Annotated in this window: 22 protein-coding genes and 1 pseudogene; 13 read left to right on the plus strand and 10 right to left on the minus strand. The window is 65.3% G+C overall.

Annotated elements, in window-relative coordinates; genetic code table 11:
• Positions 1-25: 25 nt before the first annotated feature.
• Positions 26-1,378, minus strand: coding sequence for an LLM class flavin-dependent oxidoreductase (locus MUU56_RS31005; RefSeq protein ID WP_245082557.1), 1,353 nt, complete (start codon positions 1,376-1,378; stop codon positions 26-28).
• Positions 1,379-1,819: 441 nt separating this feature from the next.
• On the opposite strand from MUU56_RS31005, the gene MUU56_RS31010 reads away from it, so the two are divergent.
• The 6 genes from MUU56_RS31010 to MUU56_RS31035 all read left to right on the plus strand — a co-directional run bounded on the left by MUU56_RS31010 (position 1,820) and on the right by MUU56_RS31035 (position 7,416).
• Positions 1,820-3,439 carry an FAD-dependent oxidoreductase gene (locus MUU56_RS31010; RefSeq protein WP_245082559.1) on the plus strand — a complete coding sequence of 540 codons (1,620 nt, stop codon included), beginning with the start codon at positions 1,820-1,822 and terminating at the stop codon, positions 3,437-3,439.
• Complete coding sequence (locus MUU56_RS31015) at positions 3,436-3,759, plus strand: 4Fe-4S dicluster domain-containing protein (RefSeq protein WP_245082562.1); 324 nt, start codon at positions 3,436-3,438, stop codon at positions 3,757-3,759. The genes MUU56_RS31010 and MUU56_RS31015 overlap by 4 nt, the downstream gene beginning before the upstream one ends.
• Before the next feature lie 62 nt (positions 3,760-3,821).
• Entirely contained in the window at positions 3,822-4,904 is a 1,083-nt protein-coding gene (locus MUU56_RS31020) for an ABC transporter substrate-binding protein (protein WP_245082564.1), read from the plus strand.
• Between the two features lie 70 nt (positions 4,905-4,974).
• Complete coding sequence (locus tag MUU56_RS31025) at positions 4,975-5,841, plus strand: ABC transporter permease (RefSeq protein ID WP_245082566.1); 867 nt, start codon at positions 4,975-4,977, stop codon at positions 5,839-5,841.
• 1 nt (position 5,842) lies between these two features.
• Positions 5,843-6,643 carry an ABC transporter permease gene (locus tag MUU56_RS31030; protein ID WP_245082568.1) on the plus strand — a complete coding sequence of 267 codons (801 nt, stop codon included), beginning with the start codon at positions 5,843-5,845 and terminating at the stop codon, positions 6,641-6,643.
• Entirely contained in the window at positions 6,628-7,416 is a 789-nt protein-coding gene (locus tag MUU56_RS31035; protein WP_245082571.1) for an ABC transporter ATP-binding protein, read from the plus strand. Before MUU56_RS31030 ends, MUU56_RS31035 begins: the two co-directional genes overlap by 16 nt.
• A 61-nt stretch (positions 7,417-7,477) precedes the next feature.
• On the opposite strand, the gene MUU56_RS32975 is transcribed toward MUU56_RS31035, so the two are convergent.
• The 3 genes from MUU56_RS32975 to MUU56_RS31045 all read right to left on the minus strand — a co-directional run bounded on the left by MUU56_RS32975 (position 7,478) and on the right by MUU56_RS31045 (position 9,692).
• Complete coding sequence (locus tag MUU56_RS32975) at positions 7,478-7,876, minus strand: ABC transporter ATP-binding protein (RefSeq protein ID WP_348538638.1); 399 nt, start codon at positions 7,874-7,876, stop codon at positions 7,478-7,480.
• A gap of 15 nt (positions 7,877-7,891) precedes the next feature.
• Complete coding sequence (locus MUU56_RS31040) at positions 7,892-8,956, minus strand: adenylate/guanylate cyclase domain-containing protein (protein ID WP_245082612.1); 1,065 nt, start codon at positions 8,954-8,956, stop codon at positions 7,892-7,894.
• 271 nt (positions 8,957-9,227) lie between these two features.
• On the minus strand, positions 9,228-9,692 hold the full coding sequence (locus MUU56_RS31045; RefSeq protein ID WP_245082574.1) for a MarR family winged helix-turn-helix transcriptional regulator: 465 nt from the start codon (positions 9,690-9,692) through the stop codon (positions 9,228-9,230).
• A gap of 125 nt (positions 9,693-9,817) precedes the next feature.
• On the opposite strand from MUU56_RS31045, the gene MUU56_RS31050 reads away from it, so the two are divergent.
• The 3 genes from MUU56_RS31050 (at position 9,818) to MUU56_RS31060 (ending at position 11,846) form a co-directional block, all read left to right on the plus strand.
• Positions 9,818-10,639 (plus strand): alpha/beta fold hydrolase, encoded by an 822-nt coding sequence (locus MUU56_RS31050; RefSeq protein WP_245082577.1) that lies wholly within the window; start codon positions 9,818-9,820, stop codon positions 10,637-10,639.
• A 53-nt stretch (positions 10,640-10,692) separates the two neighbouring features.
• Positions 10,693-11,460, plus strand: coding sequence for an alpha/beta fold hydrolase (locus MUU56_RS31055; protein ID WP_245082580.1), 768 nt, complete (start codon positions 10,693-10,695; stop codon positions 11,458-11,460).
• A gap of 98 nt (positions 11,461-11,558) precedes the next feature.
• Positions 11,559-11,846, plus strand: a complete 288-nt coding sequence (locus tag MUU56_RS31060) for a hypothetical protein (protein ID WP_245082583.1) — start codon at positions 11,559-11,561, stop codon at positions 11,844-11,846.
• Between the two features lie 127 nt (positions 11,847-11,973).
• Here the strand turns inward: MUU56_RS31060 and MUU56_RS31065 are convergent, their stop codons facing one another.
• Positions 11,974-12,627: a hydrolase gene (locus MUU56_RS31065; RefSeq protein WP_245082586.1), complete on the minus strand. Its 654-nt coding sequence runs from the start codon at positions 12,625-12,627 to the stop codon at positions 11,974-11,976.
• Positions 12,628-12,781: 154 nt separating this feature from the next.
• Here MUU56_RS31065 and MUU56_RS31070 point away from each other — a divergent pair, with 154 nt between their 5' ends.
• The gene (locus MUU56_RS31070; RefSeq protein WP_245082588.1) at positions 12,782-13,663 is read left to right on the plus strand and encodes a LysR family transcriptional regulator; all 882 of its coding nucleotides are present in this window, start codon (positions 12,782-12,784) and stop codon (positions 13,661-13,663) included.
• A gap of 19 nt (positions 13,664-13,682) precedes the next feature.
• Here the strand turns inward: MUU56_RS31070 and MUU56_RS31075 are convergent, their stop codons facing one another.
• Both MUU56_RS31075 and MUU56_RS31080 read right to left on the minus strand, forming a co-directional pair.
• The gene (locus tag MUU56_RS31075; RefSeq protein WP_245082590.1) at positions 13,683-14,747 is read right to left on the minus strand and encodes an NAD(P)H-dependent flavin oxidoreductase; all 1,065 of its coding nucleotides are present in this window, start codon (positions 14,745-14,747) and stop codon (positions 13,683-13,685) included.
• Positions 14,748-15,010: 263 nt separating this feature from the next.
• Complete coding sequence (locus tag MUU56_RS31080) at positions 15,011-15,760, minus strand: sulfite exporter TauE/SafE family protein (protein WP_245082592.1); 750 nt, start codon at positions 15,758-15,760, stop codon at positions 15,011-15,013.
• Between the two features lie 98 nt (positions 15,761-15,858).
• Here MUU56_RS31080 and MUU56_RS31085 point away from each other — a divergent pair, with 98 nt between their 5' ends.
• Entirely contained in the window at positions 15,859-16,740 is an 882-nt protein-coding gene (locus MUU56_RS31085; RefSeq protein WP_245082594.1) for a LysR family transcriptional regulator, read from the plus strand.
• A 217-nt stretch (positions 16,741-16,957) separates the two neighbouring features.
• Here MUU56_RS31085 and MUU56_RS31090 read toward each other — a convergent pair whose 3' ends face one another.
• Positions 16,958-17,209 carry a hypothetical protein gene (locus tag MUU56_RS31090; protein ID WP_245082596.1) on the minus strand — a complete coding sequence of 84 codons (252 nt, stop codon included), beginning with the start codon at positions 17,207-17,209 and terminating at the stop codon, positions 16,958-16,960.
• Positions 17,210-17,490: 281 nt separating this feature from the next.
• Entirely contained in the window at positions 17,491-17,853 is a 363-nt protein-coding gene (locus MUU56_RS31095; protein WP_245082598.1) for a hypothetical protein, read from the minus strand.
• 163 nt (positions 17,854-18,016) lie between these two features.
• On the opposite strand from MUU56_RS31095, the gene MUU56_RS31100 reads away from it, so the two are divergent.
• Both MUU56_RS31100 and MUU56_RS31105 read left to right on the plus strand, forming a co-directional pair.
• Positions 18,017-18,484, plus strand: a complete 468-nt coding sequence (locus MUU56_RS31100; protein ID WP_245082600.1) for a DUF1810 domain-containing protein — start codon at positions 18,017-18,019, stop codon at positions 18,482-18,484.
• Between the two features lie 4 nt (positions 18,485-18,488).
• Positions 18,489-19,037, plus strand: a complete 549-nt coding sequence (locus MUU56_RS31105; RefSeq protein ID WP_245082603.1) for a DUF488 domain-containing protein — start codon at positions 18,489-18,491, stop codon at positions 19,035-19,037.
• 94 nt (positions 19,038-19,131) lie between these two features.
• Here the strand turns inward: MUU56_RS31105 and MUU56_RS31110 are convergent.
• Positions 19,132-19,225: pseudogene (locus tag MUU56_RS31110) on the minus strand (dihydroxyacetone kinase subunit L); the annotation flags it as partial.

Below are 19,225 nucleotides of genomic sequence, written 5' to 3' on the forward strand. Positions count from 1 at the left end.
GTTGCGTTGGGATGATGTTCGGTGTTCAGGCGCGGTTCCGGCCCGCTTCGGAGGGCCGGTTGCGCGCGAGAGGGGGCAGGGCGAGCCGCTCGCGGAGCGAGCCGGTCTGCGGGCCGGGATTGAGAAGACTGCGTTCCCGCAGCAGGGGCACGACGGTGCGGATGAAGTCGTCCTGCCCTTCGGGAAAGGTCGGCGGCAGCAGCATGAAGCCATCGGCGGCGCCGCTTGCGGTCCAGTCCTCGATCTGGCCGGCGATGTCCTCCGCCGTGCCGATGACCTGCCAATGGCCGCGCGCGCCGGCGATGCGGCGGGCGAGGGCGCCGACGGTAAGGCCCTCCTTACGGGCAAGCTCGGTCAGGAGGACCTGCCGGCTGCGGATGGAGTTCGACACGGGCAGATCCGGAAGCGGGCCGTCGATGTCGATCCCGGAAAGATCGACGTCTCCAAGATAGGTTTCGAGCAGCGAGAGCGCGACGTCGGGCTGGATGAGATCCTGCAGTTCGGCATATTTGTCTTCCGCCTCGGCCGTCGTCCTGCCGATGACGGGGAAGATGCCGGGCAGGATGAGGACGTCGTCGGCGCGCTTGCCCGAGGCCGTGCGACGCTTCCTGATGTCCTGATAGAAGCTGCGGGCCGAAACGATGTCGGTCTGCGCGGTGAAGACGACATCCGCGGTCTTCGCGGCGAGCGCTTTGCCGCTGTCCGACGAGCCGGCCTGCACCAGGAGCGGGCGACCCTGCCGTGAGGGGATGACGTTGAGCGGACCCTTGCTGCGGAAATACCGCCCCTCATAGTCGATGGTCTTCACGGCGTCGGGCTCGAAGAAGACGCCGCTCTGCTTGTCGCGCACGAAGCCGTCGGGATTCCAGCTCCCCCAGAGGGCGAGCACGGCATCGACGAATTCGTCGGCGCGGGCATAGCGGGCAGCATGGTCGAAGTCCGGCCCCGGATTGAAGTTGTCGCTTTCCTGCCGAAGCGACGAGGTGACGATGTTCCAGCCGATGCGCCCGTTGCTGATGAGATCGAGCGAGGCGAGCTGCCTTGCCAGGTTGTAAGGCTCGTTGAAGGTCGTGGAGGCCGTCGCCACCACGCCGATCCGCGTCGTCGCGGTCGCGACGGCGGCGGTGAGCGTCAGCGCCTCGAAGCCATGCGACCATTCGTCGACGCGCCGCAGGGCCTCCGCCCGGCTCTTCGGCACGCCGAGACGATCGGAGATGAAGGCGATCTCGAAGCCGGCGGCTTCGGCTGCCCGCGCGGCATCGATGTAATGCGCGGCGGTGATATTGGCATCGGCGCGCGTCGACGGATGCCGCCAGGCGGCGACATGATGCCCGCTGGGATAGAGAATGGTGCCGAGAACGATTTTGCGTGAGGACATGGCGACGAACTTGAAAAGGGGCAAACTGTTGCGGTTTCTCGCAAAATAATAAATTCTATAGTTTCTGTAAGGAAATATGTTCTCTTCTGCGGCGCATGTCGGGTTTATTCATCGCGCCCCCGGCGGCGGGCGGAGCACCGGCCTTTCGCGTTCCCGTCCCCGGCCGCAGCCGGCCAAGCCTTTGATCTGCCGAGGCCAAATCGAGGCGCCAAGCGAGGCATCCGCGAAAGCGCACCAGGCCTGCCGATATGCGGATAGTTTGGCGCGCGGGCCGATTTCGGGGGAGCATTTTTTCTCTTCGGCAGCCATTGGGCACATCGTTATCCCTTTAATCTATAGTTTTAGTAGATAATATCGCTGTGTGATTGAGCGGTGCCCGCGGTGCCGCGCCCGTTCCGGGGATCTCAACCGGCTGTCTTCAGCGCGCATTGGAGAAATATCATGGCATTTCCACCCACCGCCGCATCATCCGTTCCCACCGCCTCGCTCGAACTCGACGCCGATGTCCTTGTGATAGGCGGCGGGCCGGCGGGCACCTGGGCGGCCATCGCCGCGGCCGCGAGAGGGGCGAAGGTCGTCCTCGCCGACAAGGGCTTTTGTGGCTCGTCCGGGGCCACTGCGCCTTCGGGCACGGGGGTCTGGTATGTGCCGCCGGATCCGGCGCGCCGCGCGAAGGCGATGAACAGCCGCTGGGATCTCGGCGGCCGGCTGGCGGATCCAGCCTGGATGCGGCGGGTGCTGGACCGGACCTATGACAATGTGAACCGGCTTGCCGAATGGGGTTACCCGTTCAGCGACGACGCCGACGGCCGGTCGATCCGCAACGGCCTCGACGGCCCGGACTACATGCGCCTGATGCGCAAGCGCACGAAGGCCGCGGGCGTGAAAATCCTCGATCACAGTCCCGCGCTCGAATTGCTGCGCGATGACGGCGGCGCGGTGGCGGGGGCCGCGGGCGTCCGCCGCCAGAAGGCGGACACCTGGCTGGTGAGGGCCAATGCGGTCGTCATCGCGACGGGCGGCTGTGCCTTCCTCAGCAAGGCGCTCGGCTGCAATGTGCTCACCGGCGACGGCCTTCTGTTCGCTGCCGAGCTTGGCGCCGAGCTCTCGGGAATGGAGTTCTCGACCGCCTATGCCATGGCGCTCGAAGGCGGCTCGGTCACCAAGACGCGCTTCTACGATTGGGCGACCTTCACCTTCGAGGACGGTTCGCCGATTCCGGGCGCGGCCTCCAAGGGCGGCCGGTCGGTGATTGCGCGCGTGCTCCAGTCGCGGCGCGTCTTCGCCCAGCTCGACAAGGCCGACGCGGAGACGGAGCAGGCGATGCGCTATGCCCAGCCGAACTTCTTCCTGCCGCTCGACCGCGTGGGGATCGATCCGTTCCGGCAGCGCTTCCCGGTGACGCTGCTCTTGGAAGGCACGGTGCGCGGCACCGGCGGGCTGCGGATCGTCGACAGCACCTGCGCCACGACCGTCCCGGGCCTCTATGCGGCGGGCGATGCGGCGACCCGCGAACTGGTTTGCGGCGCCTTCACCGGCGGCGGCAGCCACAATGCCGCCTGGGCGATGTCGTCCGGCTACTGGGCCGGCAGCGCGGCCGGCGAGCATGGCCGCCACCTGCGCGGCCGCAACCGGACGGTCCTGCGCGCCGGCGGCGTCGGCATCGCCGATGGGCCGGGCCGGGCGATCGACGCCGCGGCGCTCACCCGGGCGGTGCAGGACGAGGTCTGGCCGTATGACCGCAACTATCTTCGCTCCGGCGAGCGGCTGACCGACTCGCTCGGCCGTCTCGACGGCCTCTGGCGCGGCGCCCGCATGGCGCAGGCCGCGTCGCTCGACGAGGCGCAGCGCACCCGCGAAGGCGTGGCGATGCTGGCGACCTCCCGGTGGATGTACCGCAGCGCCCTGTCGCGGACCGAAAGCCGCGGCATGCACAAGCGCGAGGATTTTCCCGAGAAGGACGACAGCCAGCTTCACTACACGACGAGCGGCGGCCTCGACGAAATCTGGATCGGACACGAGCGCGCGCCCTCGCCCGAAGTAGAGGTGCTCGCGGCATGATCGAGGTCATCAGTGAGGATCGCTGCACGGGCTGCAACATCTGCGTCAATGTCTGTCCGACCAATGTCTTCGCCCCGGCCGCCGGGGGCATCCCGGTCATCGCGCGCCAGGATGACTGCCAGACGTGCTTCATGTGCGAGGTCTATTGTCCGGACGACGCGCTCTACGTGGCGCCCCACGCGACCGAGATCACTCATGTGACGGCCGCGGAGCTGGAGGAGCGGGACCTCTTCGGAAGCTATCGCAGGTCGATCGGCTGGATCAGGGGCGGCCGCCCCCGGCCGGCGCCGGAAATCATGCAGCGACTGGAGCACCGCTGAAGGCGGGCCGGCGGCTGCAAGCCTCAAGGCATGAACCGCAATTGGAACGAATGGGGATTTGAATGTCTATCAATCGCAGAATGTTCGTGGCCGTGCTGACGGCCGTCATCGGGTTCGCGGCCGTGCAGGCCATGCCATTACAGGCGCTGGCGGCGGAAAAGCCGAGCGTGATCCGCCTCGCCTCCTTCGGCAACGCCGCCGGCAAGCCCTATGGCACGGGGGCGATCGGGGTCCTGCGGGCGCAGGAACTGCTGGAGAAGGAATTTGCCGCCGACGGCATCTCGATCGAATGGCAGTTCCCGCGCGGAACCGGCCCCGCGATCAACGAGGCCATCGCAAACGGCCAGCTCGACTTCGCCTATTACGGCGGCCTGCCGAACATCGTGGGGCGCGGTGCCGGCCTCAAGACCAAGGTCGTCTCGTCCTATGGCGTCAGCCCGAGTTATGTCGTGGCCAGGCCGGATGCGAAGATCGCCTCGATCGCCGATCTCAAGGGAAAGAAGGTCGCGACATCGCGCGGCACGATCAACGAGCTCAGCCTCTTCCGCATCCTGGAGCAGGCGGGCCTGACGCCGGACGACATCCAGTTCTTCGACCTGCAGACCGCCGACCAGATCGCCGCGATCACCTCGGGTGACATCGATGCGGTCGTCGGCGGGGGCAGCAGCGTGCTTCAGCTCGTCGAGCAGAACATCGCCACGGTCGTCTTCACGACGAAGGGCAGCCCCGCTCCCGGCAGCAATTTCGGGTCCTTCGTCGTCACGGATGCGTTCCGCGAAGCCTATCCGGACCTGACGCAGCGGGTCGTCAACAAGTTCGTCGAGGCATCCTACTTCGCTTCCGACGAGAAGAACCGCGAGGCCCTGTTCGATATCTGGGCGCTGACCGGCTCGCCGCGGTCCACCTTCGAGAAGGACTATGCCGACGAGGTGCTGAAGGATCGCCAGAGCCCGCTTCTCGACGATTTCTATCGGGCGAACGTCACCGCCGGTGTCGATTTCGCCGTCAGCCAGAAGCTGATCCGCAAGCCGTTCGACGTCAACGAATGGGTGGACGACAGCTACCTGAAGAAGGCCCTGAAGGACTACGGCTACGAGAACGTCTGGACCCCGCGCGACAGCAAGGGCAACGCCGTCCAGTTCTGACGCTTTCGGTCCGTCCCGATTTTTCGACCGCCAGCTTTCACCGGATTCCCGGTGAAGGAAAGGAGAGAGCATGTCCGACGTCACCTTCAAGGCGCCCGTCATCATCCGCGATCGCCGGCCTCAGCGGGCCGGTGCAGGAGAGGGCGCGGCGCGCTCGTGGCCTCGGCCTTGGCTGCCCGATGCGGCCGCCAGGGTGCTCCTGGGCCTCGTGCCTCCGCTCGCGCTGCTGGCCCTGTGGTCCTATGCCGTCCGGCAGGAATGGCTGGCGGAGCAGATCCTGCCCGCGCCGATCCTCGTCTATGAAACGACGCTCGACCTGCTGCTGACCGGCCAGCTTGCCGAGGAACTCTCAGTCAGCCTTGCCCGCGTCGGGGCGGGCCTTGCGATCGGCGGCGGGCTCGGCCTCCTGTTCGGGCTCGCCTTCGGGCTCTTTCGCACGCTCGACCTCTATGTCGCGCCGACGGTTCGCGCCTTCTGCCTCGTGCCGTCGCTGGGCTGGCTTCCCTTCTTCATGCTCGTCTTCGGCATCGGCGAAACGCTCAAGCTCGTCCTCATCGCCAAGACCTGCTTCCTGCCGCTGATGGTCGGGGCCTATGAGGGATTGCACAGCCGGCCGCGCAAGTACGACGACGTTGCGAGCGTCCTCGAACTCTCGTGGTTCTCGCGTGTGCGGCTGGTCGTCTGGCCGTCCATTCTGCCGTCCATCCTGACGGGGATACGCCAGGCGCTCAGCCGCGGCTGGAAGGTGCTCATCCTCGTGGAGATGATCTCGTCGGCCGCCGGCCTCGGCTATCTGATGATGTGGGGGCGCAAGGCGTTCCAGCTCGACGTCGTCTTCGCGACCATGATCGTTATTGGCCTGGTCGGCTGGGCGCTCGACTATGCCCTGACGCGCTTCCAACACCGGGCGACCGCCTGGTCGTTCAAGGCGGCCTGACATGGCGGCGACCAATTTCTCCGCCGCGTCGCGGTCCGGCATCGTCGCGCGTGCCCTAGTGCTGCCGGCCGCGCTTCTTCTCCTCTGGGTGCTGCTGGACGCCCTCGGCGCCCTGAAGGGCGGCATCGTGGTATCGCCCTCGCAGGTCTTCGGCACGGCCTATGAGGGATTTGCCGACGGGTCGCTGCCGGGCGCGGCGCTCGCGACCCTGCTGCGGGCGCTGACCGGCTGGGCCATCGGCGCGCTTGCCGGGCTCGTTTTCGGCCTGATCCTCGGCCTGTCCGGCATCGCGCGCAATCTGTTCGATCCCTCGATTTCCAGCCTGCGGCAGATCGCCCTGTTCGCCTGGATCCCGCTGCTCAGCGCATGGCTGGGAAACGGCGAGGCGATGAAGATCACGCTGATCGCCCTTGGCGCCTTCTTTCCCATGGCGCTCGGCACCCAGGCAGGCTGCCAGAACGTCCCGGCGCCGTTTCGCGAGGTCGGCAGGGTGCTGGAGCTCGATCGCCGCGCGACGATCACCGCCATCATCGTTCCCGCGGCCCTGCCGTCGATCCTGGTGGGGCTGGAGCTCTCCCTCAATATTGCCTGGCTCGGCACCTTCGGGGCCGAATACCTGATCGGCACGGGCTACATCAACGGCATGGGCGACGGCCTCGGGGCCTATCTCGCGGCGGCGCGGGAATATGCCCGCATGGACCAGGTCCTGCTCGGGGTCCTGTTCCTCGCGCTGATCGGCCTCGGCCTCGACAGGCTCGTTCTCGGATTTTCAAGGAGGCTCGTATCATGGCGGACGCCCTGACGCTTTCACGACCGGCCGCGCGGGATGCCGGCGCGGTGGCCATCCTCGGCGTGTCGAAGACCTTTCACGTCGAGAACCGGACGGTGCATGCGCTCGACGACGTGTCGCTTGCGATCGCATCGGGTGAATTCATCAGCATCGTCGGGCCGAGCGGCTGCGGGAAATCGACGCTGTTGCGCTTCCTCGCCGGCCTGGACAGGCCGGACGGCGGCCGGATCACGGTGGATGGCGAGGTGGTCGACCGGCCGAGCCTCAAGCGCGGCATCGTCTTTCAGGACCATCGCCTGCTTCCCTGGCTCAATGTGGAGGAAAACGTCGCGCTCAGCCTTCGCAGCCTTGCCGGCGCGCCGGCCGACAAGAAGGAGAGGGTGCAGTCCCTCATCGACCTCGTGGGGCTGACCGGCTTCGAGAAGGCCCTTCCGCACGAATTGTCCGGCGGCATGTCGCAGCGCGCCGCGATTGCCCGCGGGCTTGCACCGCGGCCGCCGCTGCTGCTGCTGGACGAGCCGCTCGGCGCGCTCGATTCCCTGACGCGCAGCTATCTCCAGGACGAGCTCCTGGCGATCCGGGAACGGGAAAAGAGCACGGTCGTCATGGTGACGCACGATGTGGAGGAAGCGATCTATCTCTCCGATCGCGTCGTCGTCATGGAGCCGAGGCCCGGGCGCATCGCCGCGATCTTCGATATCACAAGCAGGAGGCCACGCCACCGCGACGATCCGGATTTCGTGGCGACGAGGCGCAAGATCACGGACCTGCTCGCAACGCGCTAGCAAGGGCGCGATCCCTTGCTGGCCCCTCCAGAAAAGCATGCGAGGCCAGGTTCGAACTGGTTCAGCCCTCGGCGCATCGTCGCGATGCGTCTGGGTCGCCAAGCCGACGGCTGGGCGTTTTGGCCGGAGCGGTATGGGTTGCCAGCTCGCCGGCAGTCAGATGGCAGCGTATGAACCCATTCTTCGTCGCCCGAACAGGTGGCCGCGCCTCGGCACACAGATTGCCGACCTGGCGGGGACAGCGGCCGGCGAGCGGGCAGCCGACGCCATGCATGGCTCTCGACGCCGGAAAGGCGGGTGGCCGTGAGACGTAGTGGTCCTTTCGAAGGCCGGGGGCGGCCTCCAGCAGCATTTCCGTATAGGGGTGGAGTGGGGCGACGCGCCTGGGCGTGGCGCGGCAGGCTGTGGTGGCAAAATCGCAGCGCGGCTCGAACTTGCAGCCGTCGCGGTCAAGTGCCATGCCTCATGTCCGGGATCATTCAGCGGGAATGGGCAAGTGGATTGGCCGTTCAGCCGTCTTGCGCGCCGAGAGCGCCGCAACGCCGAGCATATGCCCGCGTCCCTTGAGGTCATGCTGTCCAAGATCTTCGACAAGGATGGCATCCGGAAGCACAATCTGCGCTGCGAGCTTATGGGAGATCAGCACGTCGCGGCCGAGCGTCTTGCAAAGCGTTTCGATGCGCGCCGTCGTGTTGACCGTGTCGCCGAAGAACGCGATTTTGTGATGGTCGACGCCGATTTCCGCAGTGACGATCGGTCCTCCATGAAGGGCAGCCCGCAATCGCGGCACTTCTCCGAAACGGTGCTTCCAGGTCCTGGCGTGGGCGTCGATTTCGGACAGGATGTCAAAGACGCAGCGGACACAGCGGGCATCCTTGATCCCGCGGGCAAGCGGCCAGGTGATGATCGCGGCATCGCCGACATAGTCGTTGATGGCGCCCTTGTGGCGCCGCACCGGTTCCGCGAAGGTCGAGAAGATCGCCTTCAGATACTGTTGCGCGCGCAGGTCGCCGTATTTTTCCGCGTAGGCGGTCGAGCCGGCGAGATCGATGAACAGGAACACGCGCTCTTCTGTGACCGGTTGACGATAACGGCTGATCAGCATGCTGGTGAACACATCCCTGCCGAGCAGGTCGCGAACACGCAGGATGAAGATGATCAGAAGGCAGACGGCGAAGCCGTAGAGAAGCACCTCGACGGGCATGACCACCGCCTCGACGAGCGAGCCGGCTTTGATCATGCCAAGCAGGAGAAGGCCGGCGCTGGCCACCGCATAGCCGACACTCATCAGGATTTGATAGGCAAGGAGCGACGCAAGGAGATAGGGCAAGCTCGGCAGCTCATCGATCTTCCGACGCAGTTTGCGGAAGGTCGCCCGGCGCTCGAAAGCGATGATGGGCATTCCCATGGCGATCGCATAGGCTGGCCCCACGACCGGCAGCAGCCGCCCTGGCGACATCATGACATCGTAGAGAATCCCGCTCAGCGCCAGGCCGAGGACTATGAACAGCCAGTTTTGAGCAGGCGAGATTTCCCGCATGGCGCAGAGCGCTCCTTTGGCGTCGGCAGGCGTTGTCGCACCCGCGCTGTTGCGGTCCAAGGCGACTGCATTGCCGTCCATGAACGGCAGGTGCGCGCCGCAAGGGCGATCGAAGCTCCGGGGAAATGCCGGGCGGCCCGTTTCAGGGGCCGCCGGACCGCACCGGCGCTCAACAACATGATACGCTATCGGCTTTCAAAACAATCGAAAACGCTGTCGCCAAACCCAACGTGCCGCTGCACCCATTGCCTTTCCTCACGCGGGTTTGACTTCAGGAGCGCTCAACGCTTTGAAGACGATCGCGTATGTCGTCGATCGATGCGCGAATGGCGTTGATCGTTTCGCCGTCGAGCCCGACGGCGTCCTGGATGCAACGCGCGATCTCTGCCGCATGGCCTCTCAGCGCGTGCCCTTCCTTGGTCAGATGCAGGAGGACCTCGCGTTCGTCTTTCGGGTTTCGCGTCCTGGTGACCAGGCCGGCCGCCTCCAGTCGCTTGAGAAGGGGCGTAAGCGTGCTGGAGTCGAGAAAAAGAATCCCGCCCAGTTCCTTCACGGTGCGGCCGTCCCGGCCCCAGAGCGTCACCATGACGAGGTACTGAGGGTAGGTGAGCTTGAGCTTGTCGAGCAGCGGGCGGTACAGCTGCGTGAAGGCGTGTTCGGCGGAATAGACGGAAAAGCACAGCATTTCCGAGACATCCGGGATGGAAGGGGGCTGGCTGGCGGGCGCTGGCGTCATGGCGGTCTCCTTTCTCTCACAAATAATTTGTGCGCGATTGATTTGCAAGCAATTGACAACGGGCCTCGGCGCGCATAAATAGATCGTACACAAATTAATCGTACACAAATTAAAAGGAGATGACGATGACCTACTTCACGACCAGCGACGGCACCCGGCTTTTCTACAAGGACTGGGGCGTCGGCCAGCCCATTCTCTTCGCTCACGGCTGGCCGCTGTCATCCGACGCCTGGGACCAGCAGATGCTGTTCTTCGGACAGAATGGTTTCCGCGTGATCGCCCATGATCGCCGCAGCCACGGCCGCTCCGACCAGACCTGGGACGGCAACAACATGGACCGGTACGCCGACGATCTGGCGGAATTGATCGAGGCGCTGGACCTGCGCGACGCTATCCTCGTCGGTCATTCGACCGGCGGCGGCGAGGTCGCGCACTACATCGGCCGTCACGGCTCGGCGCGTGTCGCCAAGGTCGTCCTTGTCGGCGCTGTCCCGCCGCTGATGCTGAAGACGGATGCCAATCCCGAGGGAGCACCGCTCTCGGTGTTCGACGGCATCCGAAAGAACACCGCTACCAACCGGTCGCAGTTCTTCTTCGACCTGACCGTTCCCTTCTACGGCTTCAATCGCGACGGCGTCGAAACCAACGAAGGCCTGCGCGAGAACTTCCGCCGCATCGGCCTGCAGGGCGGCATCAAGGGCCAGTATGACTGCGTCCGCGAATTCTCCGAGGTCGACTACACCGAAGACCTTCGGCGGATTGATCGCCCGACCCTGATCATCCACGGCGATGATGACCAGATCGTCCCGCTCAAGGCTTCCGCTCGATTGGCCGCGGAAATCGTCCCGGATGCGACCCTGAAGGTCTATCCCGGCGGATCGCACGGGCTCGCCGAGACCGAGGCCGAACGCTTCAACGCCGATGTCCTGACCTTCATTCGCGGCTGAGTGCGTCCTCAGGTCCCGAAATTCACAAAACCAGATCAGAGAAGGAAAGTATCATGTCCAAGTTTGCTGCAACGGTTGCTCTCGCAGCCACGCTTCTTTCCGGTGCTGCCGCCGCCGAACCGGCCAAGCCCACCATCGTCTTCGTGCATGGCGCGTTTGCCGACTCCTCGAGCTGGAACGGCGTCATCACCCGCCTTCACAAGGATGGGTACAGGGCCGTCGCCGTCGCAAATCCGCTGCGCGGCGTCTCGCATGACGCACGGCGCGTTTCCGATGTCGTCGACAGCATCGAGGGCCCGGTGGTCCTTGTCGGTCATTCCTATGGCGGCCAGGTCATCTCGAACGCCGCGAAGGGACACGACAACGTCAAGTCGCTGGTCTATGTGGCGGCCTTCGCGCCGGACACTGGCGAGGCCGCGGCCGAGCTGGCCGGCAGGTTCCCTGGCGGTACACTCGGCGAAGCGCTTGCTGCCCCGGTCAAGCTCGCCGGGGGCGGCGTCGACCTCTACATCGACCAGACGAAGTTCCGCGACCAGTTCGCGCACGACGTTCCGGCCGAAGCGACGGCGCTGATGGCGGCCGGCCAGCGGCCGATCACCGAGGCGGCGTTGACGGAAAAGTCCGGCGACCCGGCCTGGAAGGCGCTGCCGTCGTATTTCGTCTATGGCGATGGCGACAAGAACATCCCGGCGAAAGCACTGGGATTCATGGCCGAGCGCGCGGGCTCCAAGCGCACGGTCGTCGTGGAAGGCGCGTCGCATGTCGTGATGGTCTCGCAGCCGCAGGTCGTCGCCGACCTGATCGAAGAGGCTGCGCGATAGGCTGGCACCGACCTACGACACCAGGCCACGGTACGTCAGCGCCGTGGCCTGTCCGTTTCCCCGGCTTCGCGGTCTGCAACGTCCTCGGAAGGATTGTCATGCGGACCGTTGCTGAACTGAAACCGGCGCGTGCCCTTGCAGCCAGAATGTGCTCGAGATCCCTCAGTGCCGCCGCCGTGGTGGCGAGCGGTTCCTTGCCGGATCCGATCGCGACCGTTTCGCCCATCGCGTCGGTGGTGATGCGGATTGCCTTGTCCTTTCCGCCGCAGTCGCTTGTGGCCACTCCGAGCCGGACACGGCCGTGGGGTGCCCGGGCCGCGATCCGGCATTGTTGGCTGCCGCCGATCATGATCGGCGGCGGTGCCCGCGAAAATTCGATGCCGTAACGGTCACGCATCGGGCCGGCCACGTCCATCAGGCATGGGCGGCGTTCTTGCAGAGAGGGGATGACAAGGCCCGACAGCGACCGGCTTTTCCTCGATGCCCGTTCGAGACCTCGCAATCCCGCCCGGATCAGCCCGCGGTGCCCGGTGCCGGCGTGTTGAGCAGCTGCTGCTCCCAAAGATAGGCGATGCCGCTTCCGGCAGCGTGCTGGAGGACCACGTCGTTCAGCGCGATGGCGGTTTCGGCCCGTGCCCAGTCGCGCTGCCACTCGGATGCCAGGGCCAGCCAGGTCATCAAGTTCACGCCCGCCGCGGCCATGCGCTGGATGGCGACCTCATGCGCCTCGACCGAAACCGCGCCCGACGCATCGGTGATGACCGTCACATCCCAGCCTTCCCCCGCAGCCTGGATTGCCGGCATCGCGACGCAGATCTCGGTCCACAGGCCGGCGATGATGAGCTGCTTGCGTCTCGTCGCCTTGACCGCGTCGACCACCTTCTGATCTTCCCAGGTGTTGATGAACGTCCGGTCGATCACCTCCTGGCCGGGGAACACATCGGTGATCTGCCGAAAGAGGAGGCCGCCGCGATCGGCGATGACGCTTGTCAGGATCGTCGGGACGTTGAAGACCTTGGCGGCCTTTGCCAGCGCCGTCGAATTGTTGACCACGATGTGGGGGTCATGGCTGTTCAGGTTCGCGAGCTGATAGGGCTGATGGTCGATCAGGACGAGGACCGAATCTTCCGGACGAAGAAGCGAAGCAAGGCCATTACGAAAGGTCATGAAGACATCCTCTGTTGCCGTTTTGTGTGGGATTGGTCTGGCAATCGGCAGGCGCCGGATGCGGCGCTGCCTGCGAAACGGACTCTGTCATCCCGCATCATGATGCGGTAGCGCCCTTTCGTGCTAAGCTGTGTCGCAATATGGGGAACGCCGAATGGACATAGAAGACTTGCGGACATTCGTGGAGGTTGCCGATGCGGGGGGCGTTACGTCTGCGGCGCTCCGGCTCGGCATCTCCAAGTCGATGGTCAGCCGGCGGCTTATCCGGCTTGAGGCGGAGCTCGGCACCCAGCTTCTCGCACGAACCACCCGCGGCGCCGCTCTCACGGAAGCCGGGGCCACGTTCCGGGATTATGCCGCCAGGGTTTGCGCCGAGATCGACGTGGCCAGGGAAACGATCCTGCCCGCCGGTGAGCTGTGCGGCCGCCTGCGGATTGCCGCGCCGCTTTCGTTCGGCCCGACCCACTTCGCCCCGGTGCTCGCGGACATGGCGCGACGCCACCCGCAGCTCCACATCCACACGTCCTACAGCGACCGCTTCGTCGATCTCGTCGCCGAAGGTTTCGATTGTGCGATCCGGGTCGGCACTCTCCAGGATTCCAGCCTGATCGCCAGGCGCATCGGGCCGCTCCATGGGAAGTTCGTCGCGAGCCCGGATTATATAAGGACGCATGGATCCCCGGAAACGCCGGAAGAGCTCGTCGCCCATCAGGCCCTCATGCAGGGCATGGAAACCTGGCAGCTTATGGATGGCGACAGGATCATGACGGTCAACCCGCGGGGGCGCTTCAAGGCCGACAGCGGAGTGGCTCTTGCCGTGGCCGCGGCAGCCGGGCTGGGCATCGCCGCGCTGCCCGACTACCTTATCCAGGACTACATGGCGTCCGGAACGCTTGTTCCGGTCATGACGCGCCATCCACCGCCACCAGCCGGCATATTCATTGTCCGCCCGCCGGGGCAGCATCCCGCAAGGAAGGTGCGAGTCCTCACCGAAATGCTGATCGAGTGTTTCGAACAGGCACCAGACCCGGCGTGAGCGCCATGAGGGGGCAAGCCTACAGATTGTTTCGGCAGGCCTGCAGCTCGAGCCGTAGCGTGTCGACCAGTTCGGCCGCCGGCATTGTACGCGTGAGCGGCGCGCCTTGTCCGGCCCATTGTGCCCCGAAGCCGTATTCCCCTTTTGCCTTGGCGGCGGCGTGGAGAGCCTTGCCTGCGTCGTAGGCGATCGGATAATCCGGCGGGAGGCGGTTTCCGACCGTCCTTGCAAGTGCGGTAAAGCGGTTGGCAAGCGCACGGGCCGGCCGGCCCGATATGAGCGGCGTAAGCGTGGTGTGGTAGGCCGCCGGCCCGGCAAGTGCGGCGCGGTACGCGTCGTCGGCAGCGGACTCGGGACAGGCGATGAACGCCGTGCCGAGCTGTGCCGCGGCCGCACCGAGGTCGAGCGCTGCGGCGATGCCCGCGCCGTCCATGATCCCCCCGGCTGCGACGACGGGCAGGGAGGTGTTCTTCACCAGCAACCGGGTCAGCGCCATGGTGCCGAGCGCATCGTCGGGTGCGGCGGGATCGAACATGCCGCGATGCCCCCCGGCCTCGATCCCCTGCGCGACGATCGCGTCGATTCCCGCAGCTTCGACTGCCCGTGCCTCATCGAGGCTGGTTGCTGTGGCGAGCATGAAGATGCCGCGCTCACGCAACGCCGACAGCACATCGGCAGGCGGCAGCCCGAAATGGAAGCTGAGAACCGGCGGGGCCGTCTCCAGCAGCATCGCCGCCATGTCGGCGTCTTCCGCAAGGCTCTTGTAGATCGTGCGGAGCGTTGCGGGCGGCTCCGCACCGAACTCGGCGAACAGAGGGCGCAACCATCCAAGCCATTCCGCCTCGCGTGCCGGGTTGGTCGACGCCGGCCCGTGCACGAACAGGTTGACGTTGAATGCCCGTCCGGTGCGTTCGCGCACTTCCGCAATCATCGAGCGCGCGCCGGCGGCGTCCGTCGCGCCCACCCCGATGGAACCGAGGGCGCCCGCTTCCGAGACGGCAGCCGCCAGTTCGGGCGTCGAAACACCCGCCATGGGAGCTTGGATCAGGGGAAGCGAAAGGTCGAGCTGATCGAGAATGGACATGCCAGGCCTCTTCTGGAACCGTATATGAAACACCTCGCGACGTGGATTTGGACGAGCGCCGCTAAAGCCAAAGCGCCCCTTAAGCCCGCGAGCGTGGGAATGGGTTTGCCGTTGATTTGAAGCGCTGCATTTTTGACATGCGGCCCTCCAACCGGGATTCTGAATCTGCGATGCAAGCATAGAGCGCGCGCCCGGATTGTCTCCCGAAATCTATGCTGCGAGGAATTTGTGGCGCGAAGGGCCGGCCGCGTCGGACCATCGCCTCACCAGACGGCCCGCAGCATCATCTCCGCGCCGAGAAGCGCAAGGGCGATCAGGAAGCAGCGCTTGAACATGGCCGGGCTGACCGCTTTCCTGACGTGCTGGCCAGCCCACATGCCGATCAAGGCCGGAACGACGGCGAGGCTCGAAAGCGCTGCTCCATCAAGCTGAAATGCCCCTTGCAAGGAAAGTCCGGCGGCGAGCGCGACGGTGGAAACGGTAAAGGAAAGACCGAGGGCCTGAACGAGATCATCCTTCTCGAAGCCGAGGGCCTGGACATAGGGTACGGCCGGAATGACGAACACGCCGGTTGCACCGGCGATGAGGCCGGTGGCAAGCCCGATCACCGGCGAGAGCCACCCTTCATGAGCCTGGTTGACATGATAGGGCTTCGCCAACAGCGTGTAGACCGCATACACCGCGAGCGCGAGGCCGAGCAGGGCGGTGGTCAGGCTGGTGTTGCCGCCCGTCAGCATGGAGGTACTGCCGAGCGTGCCGACAAGAACTCCGGCCATCATGGTCCAGAGCCGCCGCACGATGCCGACAAGGCTCGGACCGGAAACGAGTTGCCAGACATTTGTTACGAACGATGGGACGATGAGCAACGACGCTGCCGCAAGAGGCGACAGGAGCCCGCCGAGAACACCCATGGCGACCGTCGGGAGGCCCATTCCCGTGACGCCTTTGACGATGCCGGCAACGAAAAACGTCGCTCCGGCAACAAGCAGCAATGAGATCGATGCATCATTCATGATGCTTTCTTACCCGCCGCGCCGTCATCCACAATGCGGCAGTTCCGTATCCAGCCTTCGTCTGGACCGAAGGCTATGGCGCGTGTAACGTTTTAAGGATGCGCTTCGACTTCATCGACCTGCGTCTCTTTCTCGCCGTGGCTGAGGCTGGCAGCATCACCCACGGAGCGGCGCAGGTCGGTCTTTCGCTTGCAGCGGCCAGTGATCGCCTGCGGGAAATGGAGGCCACCGGAGACGTCCGCCTGCTCGAAAGGGGACGCCGGGGCGTTGCGTTGACGGAGGCGGGGGAGGCACTTTCCCACCACGCGCGCGAAATCCTGAATCAGGCGACCCTCATGCGTGGGGAAATGGGGCGCTTCGCGAGGGGCCTGCGCACGAATATCCGGGTGGTCGCAAATACGGCGGCCATCGTGGAGGTTCTTCCAAGCCGCCTGTCGCCATGGCTTGCCGCGCATCCTCAAGTCGATGTCGAACTCCGGGAGCGCCAAAGCCAGGAAATAGCCCGAAGCATCGCCGCGGGCTTTGCCGATATCGGCGTGTTGTCGGATGCGGCCGCTCATGAGGGATTGCTCCTCAAACCCTTTGCGGTGAGCAAGCTCGTCGTGGTCTCGGCAAAGACACATCGGCTCGCAATGGAAAAGGAAACCCGGTTCGCCGGCCTTGCCGAGCAGTATTTCGTGGGCCTTGAGGGCGGCGCATTGCAGGATCACATCGACGCTCAAGCGGACAGGATAGGCGTACGGCTCCGATACCGGGTGAGACTGCGGACGTTTGAATCCATATGTGCGGCGGCAAGTGACGGCGTCGGGATCGCCATCGTGCCGGATACGGTGGCGCGGCGGTGCAAGCGAGCCTATCCGTTGGCGCTGACGTCCCTGGCAGATGCATGGGCAACGCGAAATCTCTCCGTATGCGTGGCCTCCGGACGCGATCCGACCCCAACGGTTCAAGCGCTGTTCGACCACTTGGCCAGTGCATGATCCGAGCCTTTCCAGCCGGGCCGGCCGCCGGGCAATGGCCGCGCATTTCGACGCTACGCCAGGACGGCAAGCCAGATCATCCCGGGTGGAGAAACCACGCATCGCAACTGAATTGACACGCCCTCGGATAGACGAAGGGCGCTCGACCCTTTCGGGGAGCGCCCTTCTGGACCCGGACGACTACGAACGCGCGAGGCAGCACCATCGCTGCAGGCAGTCATCGATTACGGGTGGTGAACGATAGATGGGGGGAGGGCGCCGGGATTTCAAGGCCGTCCGGATCATCCATCGTGCGAACGGGCAATCCGAGGCAAACATCGCAAATGCCGCAGCCATCATCGTCCATCGGCTGGTCCGCGCGCTCGCAACAGAGGCAGACGGCTGCGCATCGGAGGCGGCCCTTGCTTCTTGCCGGGACCATGATTTCCATCGCATCGTCCGATGCGGCATTGGTGACGAATTCCTTCATCGCCCGTTTCTCCGTTGACCTCCGCAGCAAAAGATAAGAGCTGCAGGGCGCTTTGCAATGGCAATCCCTTGCCAAGCCAAGAGCCTTTCACGCCGGGGATGGACTCTCCCGGCGCCGCATGCTGTTCTGGGGGCCGGAGGGACAGGTATGGCGTATGAATGGGATCCCCGGCGCGCGCGGCGCGCACGCTTGATCAGGCTGGTGGCGGCGGTAGCGATCAGCGCGTCGGCAATAACGGTGCCCGTCGCGGTCCTGCTGGCGGCCGCTCCGATCTGACATCCTCACCAGAGGCGGTGGTCGGCCTTTGCAACGATCATCGGCACGGCCGCGGCGCCGGCGGTTCCGAGGCGCAGGCGCTGAACGAGATTGCCGAGCAGGGCGGTCGCGGCGACCGTGAGCGCAATCCGCAGCCAGGAATGGTCTTCGCGCGGGCGGCCGGCCCGGGGCGAATGCCGATGCATGGCGTCTATTTGCCTTCTCAAAGCAGCGACGTCCTTTCGCAGCGCGGCGAGCTCGCGGTGAATATGGCCGCGCGAAGCGTCGCGTTCGGGCGCCTCGACCATATCGCCGTCCTCCTCGACCTCTGCAAGATACTCCCGAAGCTGGGCCGGGCTGTCGAAACCGCTTGTTCTCACATCCACCATCGCTCTCTCCTGTCGTCTCGTGGTTTCGCTTCAACGCGCAATGCGCCGAAAAGATGCGTGTTGAGCGGCCGGACACAGGGCGCTTGTCCCGCGCCAATGGTGCACTATCTGCATGAGCCGGAACGATGTGGTCGGTCGCGCAGGCGGCGCAGGAGAAGATGCGATGGCACAGAACGATCCGTTCGAGCTTTCCCGTTTCGTTGCAGCGCAAGATCGCGTCTTCGACACGGCCCTTGCCGAGCTCGGCGCGGGGCGCAAGGAAACCCATTGGATGTGGTTCATCTTCCCGCAATTGCGTGCGCTGGGGCGGTCGCCCACCGCGAATTTCTACGGCATCGGCTCCATCGAGGAGGCCCGCGCCTATCTTCGACATCCCGTCCTTGCCGACAGGCTGGCGCGCGCGGTCGATGCGGTGCTCGGCGTGTCCGGCCGCTCCGTCCATGAGATCTTCGGTTCGCCCGATGATCTGAAATTCCGTTCTTCGATGACCCTGTTCGGCGAAGCTGCCGGGGCGGAGGGGCAAAGATTCCGGCTCGCCCTCGAACGATTTTTTGCCGGCGAGCCCGATCCGCACACGCTCGAGCTCATGCAGGCCGCCGCTTCCAGTCGCGGCTCCTCTGATCGCGCGTGACGCGATGGCGCAGCCGTTCTTCACCATCGGCCATTCCAACCTCGACCTTGCCGACTTTCTCGCGCGGCTGCGGTCCGCAAGGATCGAGCGCCTCGCCGATATCCGCAAGATGCCGATGTCGCGGGCCAATCCGCAGTTCAACCGGGACACGCTGCCCGACGCGCTTGCCGACGTGCAGATATCCTACGAGCATATTGCGGCACTCGGCGGGCTTCGCGGCCGCAAGCCGGCCTTGCCGCCCGACATCAATGGCCTGTGGAAGAACAGGAGCTTCCACAACTACGCCGACTATGCGCTATCGGGCGAGTTTCGGGAGGGTCTCGAGCATCTGCGCGTCGAAGGGCGCCGGCGGCGTTGTGCAATGATGTGCTCGGAGGCGGTCTGGTGGCGGTGTCATCGCCGCATCGTCGCCGATTACCTGATCGCTCAGGGCGAAACCGTCTTCCACATCATGGGCGAAGGCCGCCTTGAGGAGGCCCGCCTGACACCGGGCGCCGAGCCGAGACCCGATGGGACGGTGGTCTACCCCTCGCCCGATGATCCCGTTCCGTAACGGGCCGAGGCAGATGGAGGTTTGACAAAAAAGCGTTGCGCGGCCCGTTGCGAGGGGCGGGCCGCGCGTCCTGGGAGGATCGTTGGGGGCTGCCTTAGCCGAGGCGGGCGCGTGCGCCGTCGGACAGTTCCTTCAGGATGATGGCGCAGGAGGTCGCGCCGGCATCCAGCACGCCGAGCGAGCGCTCG

This window comes from Shinella yambaruensis (assembly GCF_022899355.1).
Classification (GTDB): domain Bacteria; phylum Pseudomonadota; class Alphaproteobacteria; order Rhizobiales; family Rhizobiaceae; genus Shinella; species Shinella yambaruensis.

What these genes read in the sequence shown, in the direction of transcription:
- MUU56_RS31005 (WP_245082557.1), bottom strand. Translation starts at nt 1,378, where the DNA reads ATGTCCTCACGCAAAATCGTTCTCGGCACCATTCTCTATCCCAGCGGG.
- MUU56_RS31010 (WP_245082559.1), top strand. Translation starts at nt 1,820, where the DNA reads ATGGCATTTCCACCCACCGCCGCATCATCCGTTCCCACCGCCTCGCTC.
- MUU56_RS31015 (WP_245082562.1), top strand. Translation starts at nt 3,436, where the DNA reads ATGATCGAGGTCATCAGTGAGGATCGCTGCACGGGCTGCAACATCTGC.
- MUU56_RS31020 (WP_245082564.1), top strand. Translation starts at nt 3,822, where the DNA reads ATGTCTATCAATCGCAGAATGTTCGTGGCCGTGCTGACGGCCGTCATC.
- MUU56_RS31025 (WP_245082566.1), top strand. Translation starts at nt 4,975, where the DNA reads ATGTCCGACGTCACCTTCAAGGCGCCCGTCATCATCCGCGATCGCCGG.
- MUU56_RS31030 (WP_245082568.1), top strand. Translation starts at nt 5,843, where the DNA reads ATGGCGGCGACCAATTTCTCCGCCGCGTCGCGGTCCGGCATCGTCGCG.
- MUU56_RS31035 (WP_245082571.1), top strand. Translation starts at nt 6,628, where the DNA reads ATGGCGGACGCCCTGACGCTTTCACGACCGGCCGCGCGGGATGCCGGC.
- MUU56_RS32975 (WP_348538638.1), bottom strand. Translation starts at nt 7,876, where the DNA reads ATGGCACTTGACCGCGACGGCTGCAAGTTCGAGCCGCGCTGCGATTTT.
- MUU56_RS31040 (WP_245082612.1), bottom strand. Translation starts at nt 8,956, where the DNA reads ATGCGGGAAATCTCGCCTGCTCAAAACTGGCTGTTCATAGTCCTCGGC.
- MUU56_RS31045 (WP_245082574.1), bottom strand. Translation starts at nt 9,692, where the DNA reads ATGACGCCAGCGCCCGCCAGCCAGCCCCCTTCCATCCCGGATGTCTCG.
- MUU56_RS31050 (WP_245082577.1), top strand. Translation starts at nt 9,818, where the DNA reads ATGACCTACTTCACGACCAGCGACGGCACCCGGCTTTTCTACAAGGAC.
- MUU56_RS31055 (WP_245082580.1), top strand. Translation starts at nt 10,693, where the DNA reads ATGTCCAAGTTTGCTGCAACGGTTGCTCTCGCAGCCACGCTTCTTTCC.
- MUU56_RS31060 (WP_245082583.1), top strand. Translation starts at nt 11,559, where the DNA reads ATGCGGACCGTTGCTGAACTGAAACCGGCGCGTGCCCTTGCAGCCAGA.
- MUU56_RS31065 (WP_245082586.1), bottom strand. Translation starts at nt 12,627, where the DNA reads ATGACCTTTCGTAATGGCCTTGCTTCGCTTCTTCGTCCGGAAGATTCG.
- MUU56_RS31070 (WP_245082588.1), top strand. Translation starts at nt 12,782, where the DNA reads ATGGACATAGAAGACTTGCGGACATTCGTGGAGGTTGCCGATGCGGGG.
- MUU56_RS31075 (WP_245082590.1), bottom strand. Translation starts at nt 14,747, where the DNA reads ATGTCCATTCTCGATCAGCTCGACCTTTCGCTTCCCCTGATCCAAGCT.
- MUU56_RS31080 (WP_245082592.1), bottom strand. Translation starts at nt 15,760, where the DNA reads ATGAATGATGCATCGATCTCATTGCTGCTTGTTGCCGGAGCGACGTTT.
- MUU56_RS31085 (WP_245082594.1), top strand. Translation starts at nt 15,859, where the DNA reads ATGCGCTTCGACTTCATCGACCTGCGTCTCTTTCTCGCCGTGGCTGAG.
- MUU56_RS31090 (WP_245082596.1), bottom strand. Translation starts at nt 17,209, where the DNA reads ATGAAGGAATTCGTCACCAATGCCGCATCGGACGATGCGATGGAAATC.
- MUU56_RS31095 (WP_245082598.1), bottom strand. Translation starts at nt 17,853, where the DNA reads ATGGTGGATGTGAGAACAAGCGGTTTCGACAGCCCGGCCCAGCTTCGG.
- MUU56_RS31100 (WP_245082600.1), top strand. Translation starts at nt 18,017, where the DNA reads ATGGCACAGAACGATCCGTTCGAGCTTTCCCGTTTCGTTGCAGCGCAA.
- MUU56_RS31105 (WP_245082603.1), top strand. Translation starts at nt 18,489, where the DNA reads ATGGCGCAGCCGTTCTTCACCATCGGCCATTCCAACCTCGACCTTGCC.